The sequence below is a fragment of the Winogradskyella ursingii genome (assembly GCF_013403975.1).
Classification (GTDB): domain Bacteria; phylum Bacteroidota; class Bacteroidia; order Flavobacteriales; family Flavobacteriaceae; genus Winogradskyella; species Winogradskyella ursingii.
Genome location: NZ_JABFDH010000001.1, coordinates 622,181 through 637,439 on the forward strand (window position 1 = coordinate 622,181; position 15,259 = coordinate 637,439).

Sequence of the window (15,259 nt, forward strand, 5' to 3'; positions counted from 1 at the left end):
ATGGATTCCTGTTTTTGCAGGAATGACAATACTAGTCAATTTTAACCTTTTTTGGAGGTTGCATCACCTCTCCACAATTTGGACATTTCCGTTTGTCTTTATCACCATAATATTTATCGAAAATCTTAGGCATGTCTGTTTCGATATTATCTAAGGTAAAATCTTCTTCATAAAGTTTAGTGGTACAATTTTCGCAAAACCACACTAATGCATCTTTAACACCTTCTTCTCTTGGGTACTCAATAACAAGTCCCACAGTATTGGCACCTCTCTGAGGAGAGTGAGGCACTTTTGGTGGCAGTAGAAAAATGTCACCTTCTTTGATATGGATGTCTTTTGGCTCACCATCTTCAATCACTTTTAAAACTATATCTCCTTCAACTTGATAGAAAAATTCAGGTGTCTCATTATAATGATAATCTTTTCGGCTGTTAGGGCCTCCAACAACCATGACTATAAAATCGCCATTTTTCCATACCACTTTATTACCAACGGGTGGTTTTAATAAGTGACGGTTCTCTTCGATCCAGGCTTTGAAATTTATGGGTGGAAATAATTTACTCATGACTTTGTCGTTTTTTGTCATTTTGAAACTTCAACATTGGCTATCTCAAGTATTGAGAGATTACTTCATCATTCTTTACTAGAAAACTTAATGTGACGCTTCCTTGTGACATTTTAAATGTTAGTTATAAAGTTACAAAGATTTTGTTCGTCCTCCATCAACAGGAAGATTAATTCCGTTGATATATGCCGCACACTCACTCGCTAAAAATGTAATAGTATTAGCTGTCTCTTCTGGTTGCGCAAAACGTTTGGCCGGTACATAATTTTTCATAATGCTTTCCATTTCTTTTTCTGATGTACCTTCACGCTCAGCTTTAACTTTAATAATTTGGTCCAAACGAGCTGTATTTGTAAATCCAGGCAATACATTATTTACGGTAATACCTAGTGATCCTACTTCTACAGATAATGTTTTTGCCCAGTTGGCAACTGCATTTCTTATAGTGTTGCTAACTCCTAATCCAGGAATAGGCTCTTTTACAGAAGTCGAAATCACATTAATTATTCGTCCGTATTTTTCAGATTTCATAAAAGGCAAACATGCTTGTGCTAAAATTTGATTACAAACCACATGCATCTTGAAAGCATTTATAAAGTCGTCGGTTGAAGCAGATTCTATCATTCCGCTTTTTGGCCCACCAGTATTATTAACAAGAATATGAAACTCTCCTTTGCTTTTCATTTTGTCTTGTAAATCATCTGGATTGCTAAAATCTGCAACGATGTAATTGTGATTACGATGCTGAGGTAATTCTGATAATACCTGCTTTAATTTATCTTCGTTTCTAGATAGTAATGTTACGTTTACACCTTCTTCAGCCAATGCCAATGCTGTTGCTTTGCCAATACCTTGGGTGCTTCCGCATACTAATGCGTTTTTGTTGTTGAGTTTTAAATCCATAATGTTATCTGTGTAGGTAGAAATTTTTTTAAGGTTAATATTTTTTATGATATGCTGAAGTTCTTAAATAAAATCAGCAAAAGCAACTTCAGCAGGGCGCATCTTCGTCAGTATTTTATACAAACATTCTTGGCCTCAGTGAAAAAGCGCAAAGCTTCAAACCCACCTTCGCGGCCAACGCCTGAAGCCTTTACTCCACCAAAAGGGGTGCGTAAGTCTCGCATCATCCAGGTATTGACCCAAACAATACCAGCTTGCAATTGGTTGCTCATTCTCATAGTACGTTTTAAATCGTTAGTCCAAAGTGTTGCTGAAAGCCCGTATTTTACTTTGTTGGCCATTTGAAGTGCTTCATCTTCAGAATTGAACGGCATTATAGTAACGACTGGTCCAAAAATTTCTTCTTGGTTAACTCTGCATTCGTCAGATCTTATTTCCATCACAGTTGGCTCTAAATAATAACCATTTTCGAATCCTTTGACCGTAACCTTGTTTCCTCCACATAAAATTTTCCCTCCTTCATTTTTACCGATCTCGATATAATCCATCACTTTTTCGAGATGTGATTTTGAAACTAAAGCTCCAATATTTGTGTTTTCGTCTGATGGATGCCCAACTTTTAGAGCTTGCACTTTTTGCACAAAGTCTTTTTTGAATTTTTCATACATCGAAGCTTCAACAAAAATACGACTTCCACAAAGGCAGATTTGACCTTGATTTGCAAAAGAAGAGCGAACCGTTGTATGCAACATTTCATCATAACCACAATCTGCGAAAATGATATTTGGGTTCTTTCCTCCGAGTTCTAGCGATAACTTTTTGAACATCGGTGCAGCTACTTTAGCAATATGCGCTCCTGTTGCTGTTCCGCCAGTAAAACTGATTGCTTTAATTTCGGGATGTTCAACAATTGCTTGGCCCGTTGATTTTCCTAAGCCATGAACTATATTTAACACACCTTTTGGTAAAGCCGCTTTATTGCAAATTTCACTCAATAGATATGCTGTCATTGGTGTAATTTCACTTGGTTTAGCAACTACACAGTTACCTGCAGCCAAAGCTGGAGCAATTTTCCAAGTAAATAGATAAAGAGGAAGGTTCCACGGGCTAATACAACCAACAACTCCTATAGGTTGTCTAAGAGTATAATTGATGGCATTCTGGCCTACGCTTTCGTGGCTTTCACTGGCAAATTGGGTAATTGCATTTCCAAAAAATCTAAAATTACTCGCTGCTCTTGGAATATCTACTGTTTTAGCTAAGCTTACTGGTTTGCCATTGTCTTTACTTTCAGCTTCTGCAAAACTTTGCAAGTTATCTTCCAATAATTCTGAAATTTTTATTAGTATTCTGCTGCGCTCTTCTAATGTGGTTTTACTCCACTCCAAAAAAGCTGACTTTGCTGACTCGTATGCTTTTTCTACATCTTCCTTGGATGAGTTAGGGATTAGCCCATAAACTTCTCCGTTGGAAGGATTATAGTTGTCTAACCAATTATTTTCAATTGGATTTTCGAAGTTTCCGTTTATGTAATTTTGGATTTTCACAAGGCTATTTTATATAGAGAATCTATTTGTTTTAAGCAAAAATCATAAGACTCAGTCAATTCTCTTTCATAATAAAATAAATCATTCATCATTATCTGAACTGAAGCCAAGATTTTACCAAAACTTTTAGGATCCGTTAAATCAGTATTAAAGAATATTTGAGTTGATTGTGACGTAAATTCGTTATAGCTTTCTTGGTATGTATATAAATTATTTAAAGAATTTAATAGAACAGGATTAAATTCTTTGCTTACACCAGACTGAATACTAGTTTGAAATGCTGCATCTCTCAATCGTGGTGTTCTCATACCGCTCCAAAATCCTAATGCTTTTTTGATATCTTTTTCATTTTTAGACATATCAATTTTTGGAAGAGTATCTTTAATCATTATATGGTAATCCTTTACACTTAAAATGCTCTTTTTATTAGTTTTTATTTCGTCTTTCAATAAGTTTAGCGTAGTTGCGATGTTTTTTTTAATCTTTTTTTCTTCGTTCCAATTGTTAAATTGAAGCGCCATAAATATGCCAATAAAAACTAATATTATTTCTCCGATGGCATATAAGAGATACTTACCAAACCTACTTTCAGTAATTAATGAATGTCTTATTTGTCTAAAGAATTTAATCATTATTGGCTTTTTTTGTAAGCCATAACTTTAATTTCAACCACCAAATCAGGATGAGGTAATTGATGCACGGCAACCGTTGTTCTCGTTGGCCCTGTTTCTTTGTCAAAAAACTCAGCGTAAGCTTTATTGTAATCTGCAAAATCATTCATATTAACCAAAAAAGAGGTGACGTCGACGACATCTTTTAAGCTTGCTCCAACGTTGTGAAGATTCTTGTCGATATTTTTTAAGACTTCTTGAGTTTGAGTATATGCGTTTAGTTTTTTAGTTCCCATATTGTCAATAATATCAACACCAGCGATAGTGTTATCTGGTCTTCGCGAACTGGTGCCTGAAACAAAAATAAAATCGCCGACTTTTTTAACGTGTGGGTATGCTCCTCTCGGTGTTACACTAGTTGCTTTAGAAGTGGTAATCTCGTTATTCTTATTACTCATATTATTTATCTTTTATGTCGTGGCAGTAATTTATTTTAAAGATTATTGTATAATTCATTTCTGTATTTGCAGAAATAAAAATTCATCATAATCCAGCAACCCTATCATCTTCTAAGATTGCTTCAGTTTCTGTTTTTACTTTTTCTAATATATTTTTTAATTCTGAATTATCGTAAATATCTATTTTAGCTGAAATTGCTCTGTCTGAGAGCAAATTTAAAATAGCTTTATCCTGAGCACGACCCCTTAGCATTGCTTCTCTGTAACCAATATCTTCATTAAAAGTAACCAAACTATATTTTGAAGAATAGTCTTCCGGAAATTCTTTTTCCAATGCCATTTCAATTTTTCTTTTTTCTTGAAAAATTTGCCGCCCAACATGGTCTTTCATTTCATGAAAATTGTCAATCGCTAAATCCGCAATGGCATCTGTGTCTGGTTTTCTTTTCTTTTCGTAGGTTTTAAATATAGCCTCCCAGTTGTTTAAATTTTCATCTAAAACTTTGTCAAATTCAACTACATCTTCAAAGGAGGCATTCATCCCTTGACCGTAAAAAGGTACAATCGCATGTGCCGAATCTCCCATAAGTAAAGTGTTACCCTTATAATGCCATGGTGAACATTTTACGGTGCCTAATGGTGCTGTTGGATTATCAAAAAAATCTTTAACCAAGTTAGGCATCAATTCTAATGCATCTGGAAACTCTTTTTTAAAGAATTCCGTTACTTTTTCGGGTGTAGTTAAATTGTTAAAGTTGTACTCGCCTTCGGCATAACTTAAAAACAATGTTACGGTAAAACTGCCATCTAGATTTGGAAGCGCGATAATCATAAAATCACCTCTTGGCCATATGTGCAAAGCATTCTTGTAAGTTTTGTAACCACCATTATCTGCTGGAAGAATACTTAATTCCTTATAACCATGAGTTAAATATACCTGAGAAAAACTGAATAAAAATTTCTTTGCCAAATAATAGCTTTTTCTCAGCGCAGATCCGGCTCCGTCTGTAGCAATGATACAGTCTGCATCTTCAATAAATTCTGCTTTTGTATGGTAATCCTCAAATAGCGCTGTCGTGTTTTCGAAATCTATAGATTTACATTTCTTGTTAAAATGAATGGAGACATTATCGTGTTTTTCGGCTTCTTTCAAAAGCAAAGCGTTGAGATCTTGGCGCGAAATAGAATTGATGAATTCATAATCACGTCCACTGTAATTGGATAAAAATGTATGACCCTCTTTATCATGAATCATGCGGCCATTCATGGGAATGCAAAGTTCTTTTACTTTGTTTTCAATGCCGACCAACTTCATTGCTTTATTACCTCGGTCAGAAAATGCCAAATTGATTGAGCGACCTGCCGAAATATCCGTTTTCCTTAGGTCTGGTCTCATTTCGTAGACTGTAACATTGTAGCCTCTTTGTCCTAACCTAAGGGCTAGTAAGCTGCCACAGAGTCCGGCTCCGATAATAAGTATGTTTTGTTGCTGATTCTTCATGTTTGTCTTTCCTAAGAAATAAGTGTTTTATTGTATTAATTTTCTGAATTCCTGTCTTCGCATGAATAACAGATTAATTTAAAATCTCTTTCAACCTTTGAACCATATAGTATACATCTTCAAACGAATTATATAGTGGAACAGGCGCGCAACGGATTACATCCGGTTCTCTCCAATCGCTTATAATCCCAGCTTTGGTTAATTTATCGTGTAAACTTCTGTCGGTATTTCTTACCTGTATAGATAGTTGGCAACCACGCTCATTAGGATTTGATGGAGTGATTATTTTGATGCTGTCATTATCCATTTCATTGATTAGAAATTCAAAGTAACCTGTTAGTTTTTTTGATTTTTCAATTATTTTTTTCATTCCAGCTTCAGCAAACATATCTAATGATGCTTTAATTGCAGCCATAGACAAAATAGGTGGATTGCTGAGTTGCCAACCTTCGGCACCTGGCAACATATCAAAATCATCACGCATTTTAAAACGCGTTTCCTTATTATGGCTCCACCAACCAGTAAATCGATTAAGGCTTTTGTTGTATGCATGGCGTTCATGTACAAACACTCCGCTTAAACTTCCGGGTCCGGAATTAAGGTATTTATAACTGCACCAAATTGCAAAATCGGCTCCTGAATTGTGTAAATCTAAATCAACATTTCCTGCGCCGTGAGCACAGTCAAAACCAACGATGCAGCCATGTTTATGACCGAGTTCAGTAATCCGTTTTAAATCAAAAAACTGACCTGTATAATAGTTAACGCCACCAATCATTATAAGCGCAATTTCATCACCTTGATTTTCGAGAATAGCTTCTAAATCCTCATATTGTGCTAATTCTTTGTTTTCTTGAGAATTCCAAAGAAGCAAGCCTTCTTTTTCATCAAAACCATGATGCCGCAACTGAGATTCTACTGCATATTTATCTGAAGGAAAAGCATCACCTTCAATCAATATTTTATAACGTTTTTTCGTCGGTTTATAAAACGACACCATCATCAAATGAAGGTTGGTGGTCAAGGTGTTCATGACAACAACCTCAATAGGTTTTGCGCCGACGATGTTCGCCATGTTTTCTGTAAGAAGTTCATGATAAGATAGCCAAGGATTTTTACCATGTACGTGGCCTTCCACACCTAATTCTGCCCAATCCTTCAATTCTTGGTGGATATAATCTTTGGTAATTTTTGGTTGTAGTCCTAAAGAATTTCCGCAGAGATAAATACTATCACTTCCGTCAGAATGTTTGGGAATATGAAATTGGTTTCTGAAATGTGAAAGTGGGTCATTTGTATCTTGCTGTTTGGCAAAATCCAATCCTGATTTATATTCGGTCAATTTAAATTGGTTTTTTAGGTTGCTAACAAAAATAAGGATTATAAGTGAAGGTTTAAAGCTCAAGAGTCTGATTGAAAATGACTATCTTTAGTAAAAAGTATCTTAATTGTGGGAAAAATCAAAGAGTATAGTAATGGTGAAGTTACGGTAGTTTGGGAAGCTGAAAAATGTGTGCATTCCGGTATTTGCGTTAAGGGGCTGCCAAACGTATTTCAACCAGATAACCGACCTTGGATCAAAATCGAGGCAGCGACTAATGACCAATTGGTGAAACAGGTAAAAGCTTGTCCCAGTGGTGCATTAACATCTTATATGAATGGGGATAAGGATAAACCAAAAACTAATTTTGAAACTAGAATAGAGGTGATGGAAAATGGACCGTTGGTGTTTTACGGTGATGTAAAAGTGAAACACAAAGATGGTAGTGAAGAGTCAAAACAAAAGACTACAGCTTTTTGCCGTTGTGGTGCGTCTAGCAATAAACCCTATTGCGACGGAGCTCATACCAACTCTGGTTTTAAAGGATAATAACTTAAAATTTGAAGAGTGAAAAAAAAAGCGCTTCAATTATTAAATTGAAGCGCTTTCTGAATATATATGGACGCCTAAGGCGGAATATTCTATTTATATTAAATACGTTGACAAATATAATTTGGATTTTTTTGGTTTAAACTTTAAGATTTTTTTAAGATTTGTAAGTTGCACTTATTTCATTATAATATCGACATCAGTAAAATTCAAATTCCAATTACCATCTGCCATTTTATGATCGGTTGCAATTTTAATTCCGTTATAATCTTTGTAATTTTCGAAGGTTGTTGCCATTGAAGGTTCAGGGGAATTACCTTTCCTGAACACCCATTCTTTAATCATATAATCATCATTGTAAAAAATATCGTAAGCGTCTCCTGGTGTATAGCCGCCTTCACTTGGATAGGTTATTGTAATCATATCCATTTCAGTTTTACTAATTGGAGCTTCTGCTTTTTTAGGTTGTGAGATAGTTGCAGATGCATCCCAGACCATTTGAAATGGTACAAATGCCCAATACTTATCATTAATAAAAGCTCTGTCTGCACCTATGTGAGAGCTATCCATTTCTTTTCTATTGTACGTTACTGTGTTTTCATCAGTCGTCATACTAATTTGATCCATTTTCGGATTCCAACTCCAAGAACGTCCTTTTCCTTTAATGGTGTCTCTATCCACCTGAAATGTGAATTTTATTACTTCAACATTCTTCCAGTTTTCGTATCCATGAGCATTAGCAATTTTTTCCGCAACCGTTAGTTCCTTAGATTCTTCTTTAATTTCTGTTTCGGTTTTTTCCGATTTGCAAGCTGTGAGCATGAGTAAACACAGCAAACTTAGGTATAGTGGTTTCATATTTAAAAGTTATTTTAAATTTACACGTAAATTTAATCAACCGTGCAGGAGAACACTAATTATTTTAAGGTAAATAAAGAAACATGGAATAAGAAAGTTTCCATTCATGCTAAAAGCGATATGTACAATATGGCTGAGTTTAAAGCAGGTAAAACATCACTGATGCCTTATGAATTAAAAGCTCTTGACGAGGTAAATGGAAAATCTTTATTGCATTTACAGTGCCATTTTGGACAAGACACCTTGAGTTGGAGTAGGATGGGAGCCAACTGTGTTGGTGTGGACCTAAGTGATGAAGGTATAAAGCTGGCAAAACAACTTAATGAAGAATTGAAACTTAATGCCGAATTTATTTGCTGTAATGTTTTGGACACCTCTAAAAATGTTGATGCAACTTTTGATATCGTTTTTACAAGTTATGGAGTCATTGGATGGTTACCAGATTTAAAGCCTTGGGCCAAAATGATAGCTGAACGCCTGAAAATAGGAGGAACCTTTTATATGGTAGAATTTCATCCCATTCTATGGATGTTTGATTATACCGACGGTGAAGCAAAACTGAAATATCATTACAACCAAAAAGACGTGATCTACGAAGAATATAAAGGTACCTATGCAGATCAATCGTCTAATATGATGAGTAAAGAATATGGCTGGAACCACGGACTTGCTGATGTTATCAATGCTCTAATTGAAGCCGGATTGCAAATAGAATATCTAAATGAATATGACGAGAGTCCGTATGACGTATTTCCAAATTTGATTCAAACAAAATCAGGAATGTACAAAATGGAAGACCAGCTTTTCCCTATGATTTTTGAGGTGAAGGCTCTAAAGGTTTAGTGGGTCTTTTTTAGAATTATATTAAGCGTAGTCGAGATGCAGTTTAAATACTGAACTCTTTAGGGTTTCTCGACTACACTTGAAATATTAGATGTAGAAAATTAATGTCGTTTAGCTTCCTCTTTCAGTAACTCTGGAAATTTAGCCTTAAATCTATTTAGTCTTGGGACTGAAACATTTCTAATGTACCCTTGATTTGGATTACGCTTTTCATAATTTTGGTGATAAGCTTCTGCTTCCCAAAATTTTTGAAAAGGATAAACTTCTGCTGCAACTTCTTCACCTAGTTTGTTGGCTAAAGCAGCTTTCTTTTCTTCAATAATTTTCTTCTGCTCATCATTTTGATAAAAAATAATAGAACGGTACTGGGACCCTCTATCGGGACCTTGGCCATTAACTTGGGTTGGGTCTTGAGAACCAAAGTATACATCCACTAAAGTTGCAAAACTCACTATATCCGGATTGTAAATCACTTCTACAGCCTCTGCGTGACCAGTTCTACCAGTATTACTTGATTCGTACGTCGGATTTTTTGTGTGGCCACCAGCATAACCGCTTATAGACTCTTCGACGCCTTTAACACTTTCATAAATAGCTTCGACACACCAAAAGCAGCCACTCGCAAAATAAGCTTTTGCCATTCCGTTTTGCATTGATACTTCAACCGGATCTGCATTCATGACGGCTTGTTGTTTTGGATTATTTGTTTGTGCTGAATTATGACAACTGAACAACAATGCGACACAGATTACTGTAAATAATTTTTTCATTTTATCCTAAATTTAAGTCAGAATTTCATGTATTGAAATCCTGATGTTTATTTTTCTTTCTCTAGTAGACGAAATAAAATACAAAACCTTAAGTCGAATTTGTTTAAAATTTTATTAAAAAAAAAGCCTTCACAATTTGCGAAGGCTCTAATATTTATAAAGTAGGAATAATTATTTACTCAACTTAGCGAATAACTTATCCATTTTTGTTTTTTCTTCTTCTGCCAATTCAGCATCTACTAAAATACGTCCACTGTGCTCATCTGTAATAACTTTTTTACGAGATGCAATCTCTACTTGCACTTGTGGAGGAATTGTAAAAAACGAACCACCTGAAGCACCACGTTCGATTGGCACAACGGCTAGACCGTTTTTTACGTTGTTTCTAATTCTATTATAGGCGTTTACTAAACGATCATCAATTTTCTTTTGAAATTTTTCTGATTCGTTTTTAAGCGCTTCTTCTTCCTTTTCAGTTTCCTTTAAAATTTCGTTCAGTTCACCTTTTTTGTGTTTCAAGTGATCTTTGCGGTCTTTTAAACGCTCTTTAGTTTCAGAAATTACTTCTTTTTTCTGCTCAATCTGCGCCTTAAATTCTTTAATATGCTTCTCAGCCAATTGAATTTCTAATTCTTGAAATTCAACTTCCTTGGTCAATGAGTTGTATTCTCTGTTATTTCTAACATTCTTTTGCTGCTCACTGTATTTTTTGATTAAAGCTTTTGCTTCTTCAATTAAGTTCTTTTTCCCTTTAATCTCATCATCAATAATAGCAAGGCTATCGTTTAGCTTATCCATTCTTTTGTTGAGTCCCTCAACTTCATCTTCTAAGTCTCTTACCTCTAAAGGAAGTTCACCTCTGACATTTCTAATTTCATCGACTCTTGAGTCGATTAATTGTAAATCATACAGTGCTCTTAAACGTTCTTCGACAGAAACTTCAGCTTTTTTTGCCATAATTATAAATACTTTACCGGATTTGTATTTGTCTTTGATAAAATGATTGCAAAATTAGTAATTTTTTTCGAGAGATAGTCTACTAAAAACGTTTTTGTGAACTGCTCGCTTTCGTAATGTCCAATATCTGCTAAAAGGATGTTGTTTTCAGCTGTGAAAAAATCATGATATTTAAGATCTGCAGTTACAAAAAGCTCAGCGCCAGCAGATTTTGCAGCATTAATGGCAAAACTTCCCGAACCACCCAAAACAGCAATTTTCTTAATAGGCTTATTCAAAAATTTTGAATGTCTAATGGCTTCGGTATTCATTTTGTTTTTTATGTACTCTAAGCAATCTTTTTCGTCCATAGCATTTTCAAGCTCGCCAATCATGCCAATACCTATGTGCTGATTGGTGTTTTCTAAAGTGGTTATTTCGTATGCCACTTCTTCATATGGATGTGCTTTAAACAAGGTATTTAAGATTTGGGATTCCAAATGTTTTTTAAAAGTCACTGAAATTAGCGTTTCTTCTTCTGTCTGCAATTTACCTTTTTCGCCAACCACTGGATTGGAATTTTCGTTACCCAAGTATGTGCCTTTGCCTTCCAAATTAAAACTGCAGGATTCGTAATTGCCAATGGTGCCCGCACCAGAATTGAATAATGCTTCTCTTAAATTATCGGCATTTTCCTTTGGTACATAAGTTTGCAATTTTTTGATTGTACCCGATTGCGGAATTAATATAGACTTTTTCTTGAGGCCTAGTTGGTCACAAATTATAGAGTTAACACCATTAAGAGCGTTGTCCAAAGCAGTGTGAATGGAGAATATAGCAATGTTATTTTGAATTGCTTTGATCACCACACGTTCTACATAAGTTTTTCCGGTTAGTTTTTTAAGGCCTTTGAATATAATAGGATGAAAACTTACAATAAGATTGCAATTGCTTTTAATGGCTTCATCTACTACCGCTTCGAGCGTATCTAATGTAACCAAAACCCCAGACACTGTTTGTTTTTTGTCTCCCACTAAAAGGCCAACGTTGTCAAAATCCTCTGCATAGGCTAATGGCGCTAAATCATGTAAATGGTCGATTACATCTTGTACTATCATAAGTGCTAATTTGTTTCAAAAATAATATATTTTAGTGCTCATGAAGTTGATCCGCATCATATTGTTTCCGGTTGTACCTATTTATTATGTAGTTACTCTGCTGCGTAATTGGTTGTATGACCAGGGTTTAAAATCCTCAAAATCATATGATTTCCCAGTTATCTGTGTTGGAAATCTTAGTACTGGTGGTACGGGAAAAACACCTATGATTGAATACTTAATCAGATTCTTGAAGGATGAAAAAAATATCGCAACATTAAGCAGAGGCTATAAAAGAAGCACAACTAGTTTTGTATTGGCAGATGAAACTGCTGATGCCACAACTATTGGTGATGAGCCCTTTCAGTTTTATCGAAAATTTGATAAGATAAAAGTAGCAGTGGATAGAGATAGGCAAAATGGGATTGAACAATTACTTAATTTAAGCTCCAAAACAGATGTTATTTTGTTAGATGATGCTTTTCAGCACAGAAAAGTAAAAGCAGGATTAAATATTTTGCTCACTTCTTATGATAATCTATTTTATAAAGATATAGTGTTGCCAACCGGGAATCTGCGCGAACCACGAAATGGTTATAAACGTGCTCAACTTATTGTTGTAACTAAATGTCCCGCAACTTTATCTGATTCTGAAAAGAAACGAATTATTAATGGAGTAAAGCCAGTATCTGGTCAGCAGGTATTTTTTAGTAATATAATTTATAGCGAATATATATATTCCGAAGACAAAACAATAAATTTGAAGGATTTAGGTCAATTCACTTTAGTTACAGGGATTGCCAAAACATCACCTTTAATAGAACATTTAGAATCTTTAAATTTAAAATTCGATCACTTAGAATATCCTGATCATCATAATTTTTCAAAAAAGGAAATTGATTTAATCAAGAAAAAAGAATTGATTCTCACTACGGAAAAAGATTATGTGCGTTTATCCAATGAGACTGAACTAAAAGGAAAACTTTTCTACTTGCCAATTGAGTTAAATATTGAAGATGGAAAGCAATTTAACTCGCAGGTAAGAGCGTTTGTAAATTAAGCAGTGACTTTATTTTGAGCCGTTATAGCAGCGAATAATTTTTTCTCAAAATCCTCCTGCTTAAACGGTTTGGAAATAATATCGTCAAAACCAGCTTCGTCAAACTCGTGCATTTTGTCTTCTAAAGTCACAGCAGTTAAGGCAAAAATAGTAAGTTCTTTGTCGAACGTTCTAATAATACGCGTGGCTTCCAACCCGCTAATGCCAGGCATATGGATGTCCATGAGCACTACACCGTATTCAGTAGTTTTTACCCTTTCTACAGCGTCTTCTCCATTGTCTACAATGTCACAATAAAGATTCATTTTGTTCAGAATCTTTTTAGTTATCATCTGATTGATTTTGTTGTCCTCAACGACCAAAATCTTAAAGTTGCTTAAATCTAAATTTTCCATCTTACTAGATTTTTTTGTTACTACAGTTTTTTGCTTTTTGTCTTCTTCTGCATATTCTAGAGGAATTTCAAAAAAGAATGTCGTGCCCTGTCCAAGCTCACTCTTTAAATAAATTTTTCCTTTTAGAATCTGAATAAGACCTTTAACAATAGATAGTCCAAGACCAGTGCCACCGTACTTTCTGTTAATTTGTACAGAGCCTTGAGAGAAACTCTCAAACATGTGGTCTTGCTTTTCTTTTGTAATACCAATGCCATTGTCTTCAATTTCAAAACGGAGCTTGTACTGTTTATCCTTTTGGTGGATTTTGTTTACACGCACCCAGATATCTCCATCTTTAGTAAATTTAATGGCGTTTCCTAGTAGGTTAATTAAGATTTGGGAAATCTTTAACTGATCACCGTAAAACGATTCCGGTAAATCATCTTCGTAATTATAGTGTAACGTCGTACCATTATCGTTGGCGGAATTGCTAAGAGCGGATATAACGTTGTCTATTTTGTTTTTAAGGTTGAATTGTTCTGGATCTAATTCAACTTTATTTGCTTCAATTTTATTGATTTGAAGTATGTCGTTAATAAATGTGAGTAAATAATCTCCTGAGAATTTAAGCGACTTTAGATGTGGGATTTGATGCTCCTTTGGGTCTTCATCCAAAAGCATATTGGTTAAGCCTGTGACGGCATAAAGTGGTGTACGTAGTTCATGCGTAACCGTAGATAAAAAGTTGGCTTTAGTCTTAGATGCCAATTCTGCTTTTTCTTTTGCTACAATAAGCTCGTCATTTTTTTTGTGGAGCATATTGTTGGTTTTAAGTCTAATATTATTGTTCTTATATAATGAAAGTGTAAGAAGCGATAAAATTGTAATTAAAGCAATACTAAGAATGGTGGTGATCCTCGTGAAATTACTATCTGCGCTAACTTCGTCTATTTGTTCTTGCAATTGACGGTTTTCGGCACTTTTGTAGGCACTTATATATTTTCCGTTGGATTCAGCAGATAAATTGTCTCTTTTTATATTAAGCATTGAATCAGACAGATCCATGTGCTTTTTAAGATAGTCTACTGAACTTTGGTAATTACCGTTTTTTTCATGGATTCTACTCAAAACAAGATAACCTTGATTGACATTGGATGTAAGGTCTTCGGACTGTGCCAAAACTAAACCTTCCTCTGCTTGATTTAAGGCTAGATCATTATTATTTAGTTCACTAAAAACTCTACCACTTTGTATTAATGCACTGCTCAATGTACGAGCTTGGTCATATTGTTTTGCTATAATAATGGCTCTTTCAAGTTGGTCCTTGGCTTCTTCATAACGTTCTAGTGCTATGAGCGCTTTTGCACGGTTAAGACAGACTTCCGAAATATATTCTTCTAAATCTTCTTGCTCAAACAGCCCAATTGAAGATTTGTAATAGTCTAATGCGGTTGTATAATCCTCTTTATAGCTATAAAGTAATCCTTTGATATTGTAGGTAATTGCCTGATTTGGGTAATCACTGATTTCACGTTGTATTTGCAGTGCGCTATTAAGCGAAATATTGGCATTTTCAGGTTCATCTACAATATATTGAACCTTGGCTATTTTTGTATGGATTTTACCTTGACTAGATTTGTCATCGATCTTTATGGCAATTTCAAGTGCTTTTTCGAGATTGTCCTTTGCTTCAAAATAATTGCCTCTACTACTATCTAGTTTTGCTTGTGCAATAAGATTTTGAAGGTCTAGAGATAGCCTATCAGGGTCTTCCTCTCCGTTCTGTTGAGAGAAAGCCAGACTACAGAAGAATACTAAGAAAACAAATATGTAATATTTGAATTGGGACATTCCAGCTCACAT

At 34.9% G+C, this 15,259-nt stretch carries 15 protein-coding genes; 3 read left to right on the top strand and 12 right to left on the bottom strand.

Annotated features, from left to right (window positions below):
• Positions 1–31: 31 nt before the first annotated feature.
• From HM983_RS02815 to kynU, 7 genes are all read right to left on the bottom strand, one after another.
• Positions 32–565, bottom strand: a complete 534-nt coding sequence (locus HM983_RS02815; RefSeq protein WP_179343871.1) for a 3-hydroxyanthranilate 3,4-dioxygenase — start codon at positions 563–565, stop codon at positions 32–34.
• A gap of 132 nt (positions 566–697) precedes the next feature.
• Positions 698–1,468 (bottom strand): SDR family oxidoreductase, encoded by a 771-nt coding sequence (locus HM983_RS02820; protein WP_179343872.1) that lies wholly within the window; start codon positions 1,466–1,468, stop codon positions 698–700.
• 107 nt (positions 1,469–1,575) lie between these two features.
• Positions 1,576–3,015, bottom strand: coding sequence for an aldehyde dehydrogenase (locus HM983_RS02825; protein ID WP_179343873.1), 1,440 nt, complete (start codon positions 3,013–3,015; stop codon positions 1,576–1,578).
• Entirely contained in the window at positions 3,012–3,647 is a 636-nt protein-coding gene (locus HM983_RS02830) for a hypothetical protein (protein ID WP_179343874.1), read from the bottom strand. Before HM983_RS02830 ends, HM983_RS02825 begins: the two co-directional genes overlap by 4 nt.
• Positions 3,647–4,084, bottom strand: a complete 438-nt coding sequence (locus tag HM983_RS02835; protein ID WP_179343875.1) for a RidA family protein — start codon at positions 4,082–4,084, stop codon at positions 3,647–3,649. Before HM983_RS02835 ends, HM983_RS02830 begins: the two co-directional genes overlap by 1 nt.
• Positions 4,085–4,169: 85 nt before the next feature.
• Positions 4,170–5,585 (bottom strand): FAD-dependent oxidoreductase, encoded by a 1,416-nt coding sequence (locus tag HM983_RS02840; RefSeq protein WP_179343876.1) that lies wholly within the window; start codon positions 5,583–5,585, stop codon positions 4,170–4,172.
• 73 nt (positions 5,586–5,658) lie between these two features.
• The gene (kynU, locus tag HM983_RS02845; RefSeq protein WP_179343877.1) at positions 5,659–6,927 is read right to left on the bottom strand and encodes a kynureninase; all 1,269 of its coding nucleotides are present in this window, start codon (positions 6,925–6,927) and stop codon (positions 5,659–5,661) included.
• Positions 6,928–7,035: 108 nt separating this feature from the next.
• On the opposite strand from kynU, the gene HM983_RS02850 reads away from it, so the two are divergent.
• A complete protein-coding gene (locus tag HM983_RS02850; RefSeq protein ID WP_179343878.1) occupies positions 7,036–7,455 on the top strand; it encodes a (4Fe-4S)-binding protein in 420 nt (139 codons plus the stop codon).
• A gap of 177 nt (positions 7,456–7,632) precedes the next feature.
• Here the strand turns inward: HM983_RS02850 and HM983_RS02855 are convergent, their stop codons facing one another.
• On the bottom strand, positions 7,633–8,313 hold the full coding sequence (locus HM983_RS02855) for a hypothetical protein (RefSeq protein ID WP_179343879.1): 681 nt from the start codon (positions 8,311–8,313) through the stop codon (positions 7,633–7,635).
• Positions 8,314–8,355: 42 nt separating this feature from the next.
• On the opposite strand from HM983_RS02855, the gene HM983_RS02860 reads away from it, so the two are divergent.
• Positions 8,356–9,156 carry a class I SAM-dependent methyltransferase gene (locus HM983_RS02860; protein WP_317166936.1) on the top strand — a complete coding sequence of 267 codons (801 nt, stop codon included), beginning with the start codon at positions 8,356–8,358 and terminating at the stop codon, positions 9,154–9,156.
• 101 nt (positions 9,157–9,257) lie between these two features.
• Here HM983_RS02860 and msrA read toward each other — a convergent pair whose 3' ends face one another.
• From msrA to HM983_RS02875, 3 genes are all read right to left on the bottom strand, one after another.
• Positions 9,258–9,926: a peptide-methionine (S)-S-oxide reductase MsrA gene (msrA, locus tag HM983_RS02865; protein ID WP_179343880.1), complete on the bottom strand. Its 669-nt coding sequence runs from the start codon at positions 9,924–9,926 to the stop codon at positions 9,258–9,260.
• A gap of 171 nt (positions 9,927–10,097) precedes the next feature.
• Complete coding sequence (locus HM983_RS02870; RefSeq protein ID WP_179343881.1) at positions 10,098–10,883, bottom strand: zinc ribbon domain-containing protein; 786 nt, start codon at positions 10,881–10,883, stop codon at positions 10,098–10,100.
• Positions 10,884–10,885: 2 nt separating this feature from the next.
• Complete coding sequence (locus HM983_RS02875) at positions 10,886–11,980, bottom strand: Nif3-like dinuclear metal center hexameric protein (protein ID WP_179343882.1); 1,095 nt, start codon at positions 11,978–11,980, stop codon at positions 10,886–10,888.
• 40 nt (positions 11,981–12,020) lie between these two features.
• Here HM983_RS02875 and lpxK point away from each other — a divergent pair, with 40 nt between their 5' ends.
• The gene (gene lpxK / locus HM983_RS02880) at positions 12,021–13,019 is read left to right on the top strand and encodes a tetraacyldisaccharide 4'-kinase (RefSeq protein WP_179343883.1); all 999 of its coding nucleotides are present in this window, start codon (positions 12,021–12,023) and stop codon (positions 13,017–13,019) included.
• Here lpxK and HM983_RS02885 read toward each other — a convergent pair.
• Entirely contained in the window at positions 13,016–15,247 is a 2,232-nt protein-coding gene (locus HM983_RS02885) for an ATP-binding protein (RefSeq protein ID WP_179343884.1), read from the bottom strand. The two genes, lpxK and HM983_RS02885, sit on opposite strands and share 4 nt — an antisense overlap.
• Positions 15,248–15,259: the final 12 nt, after the last annotated feature.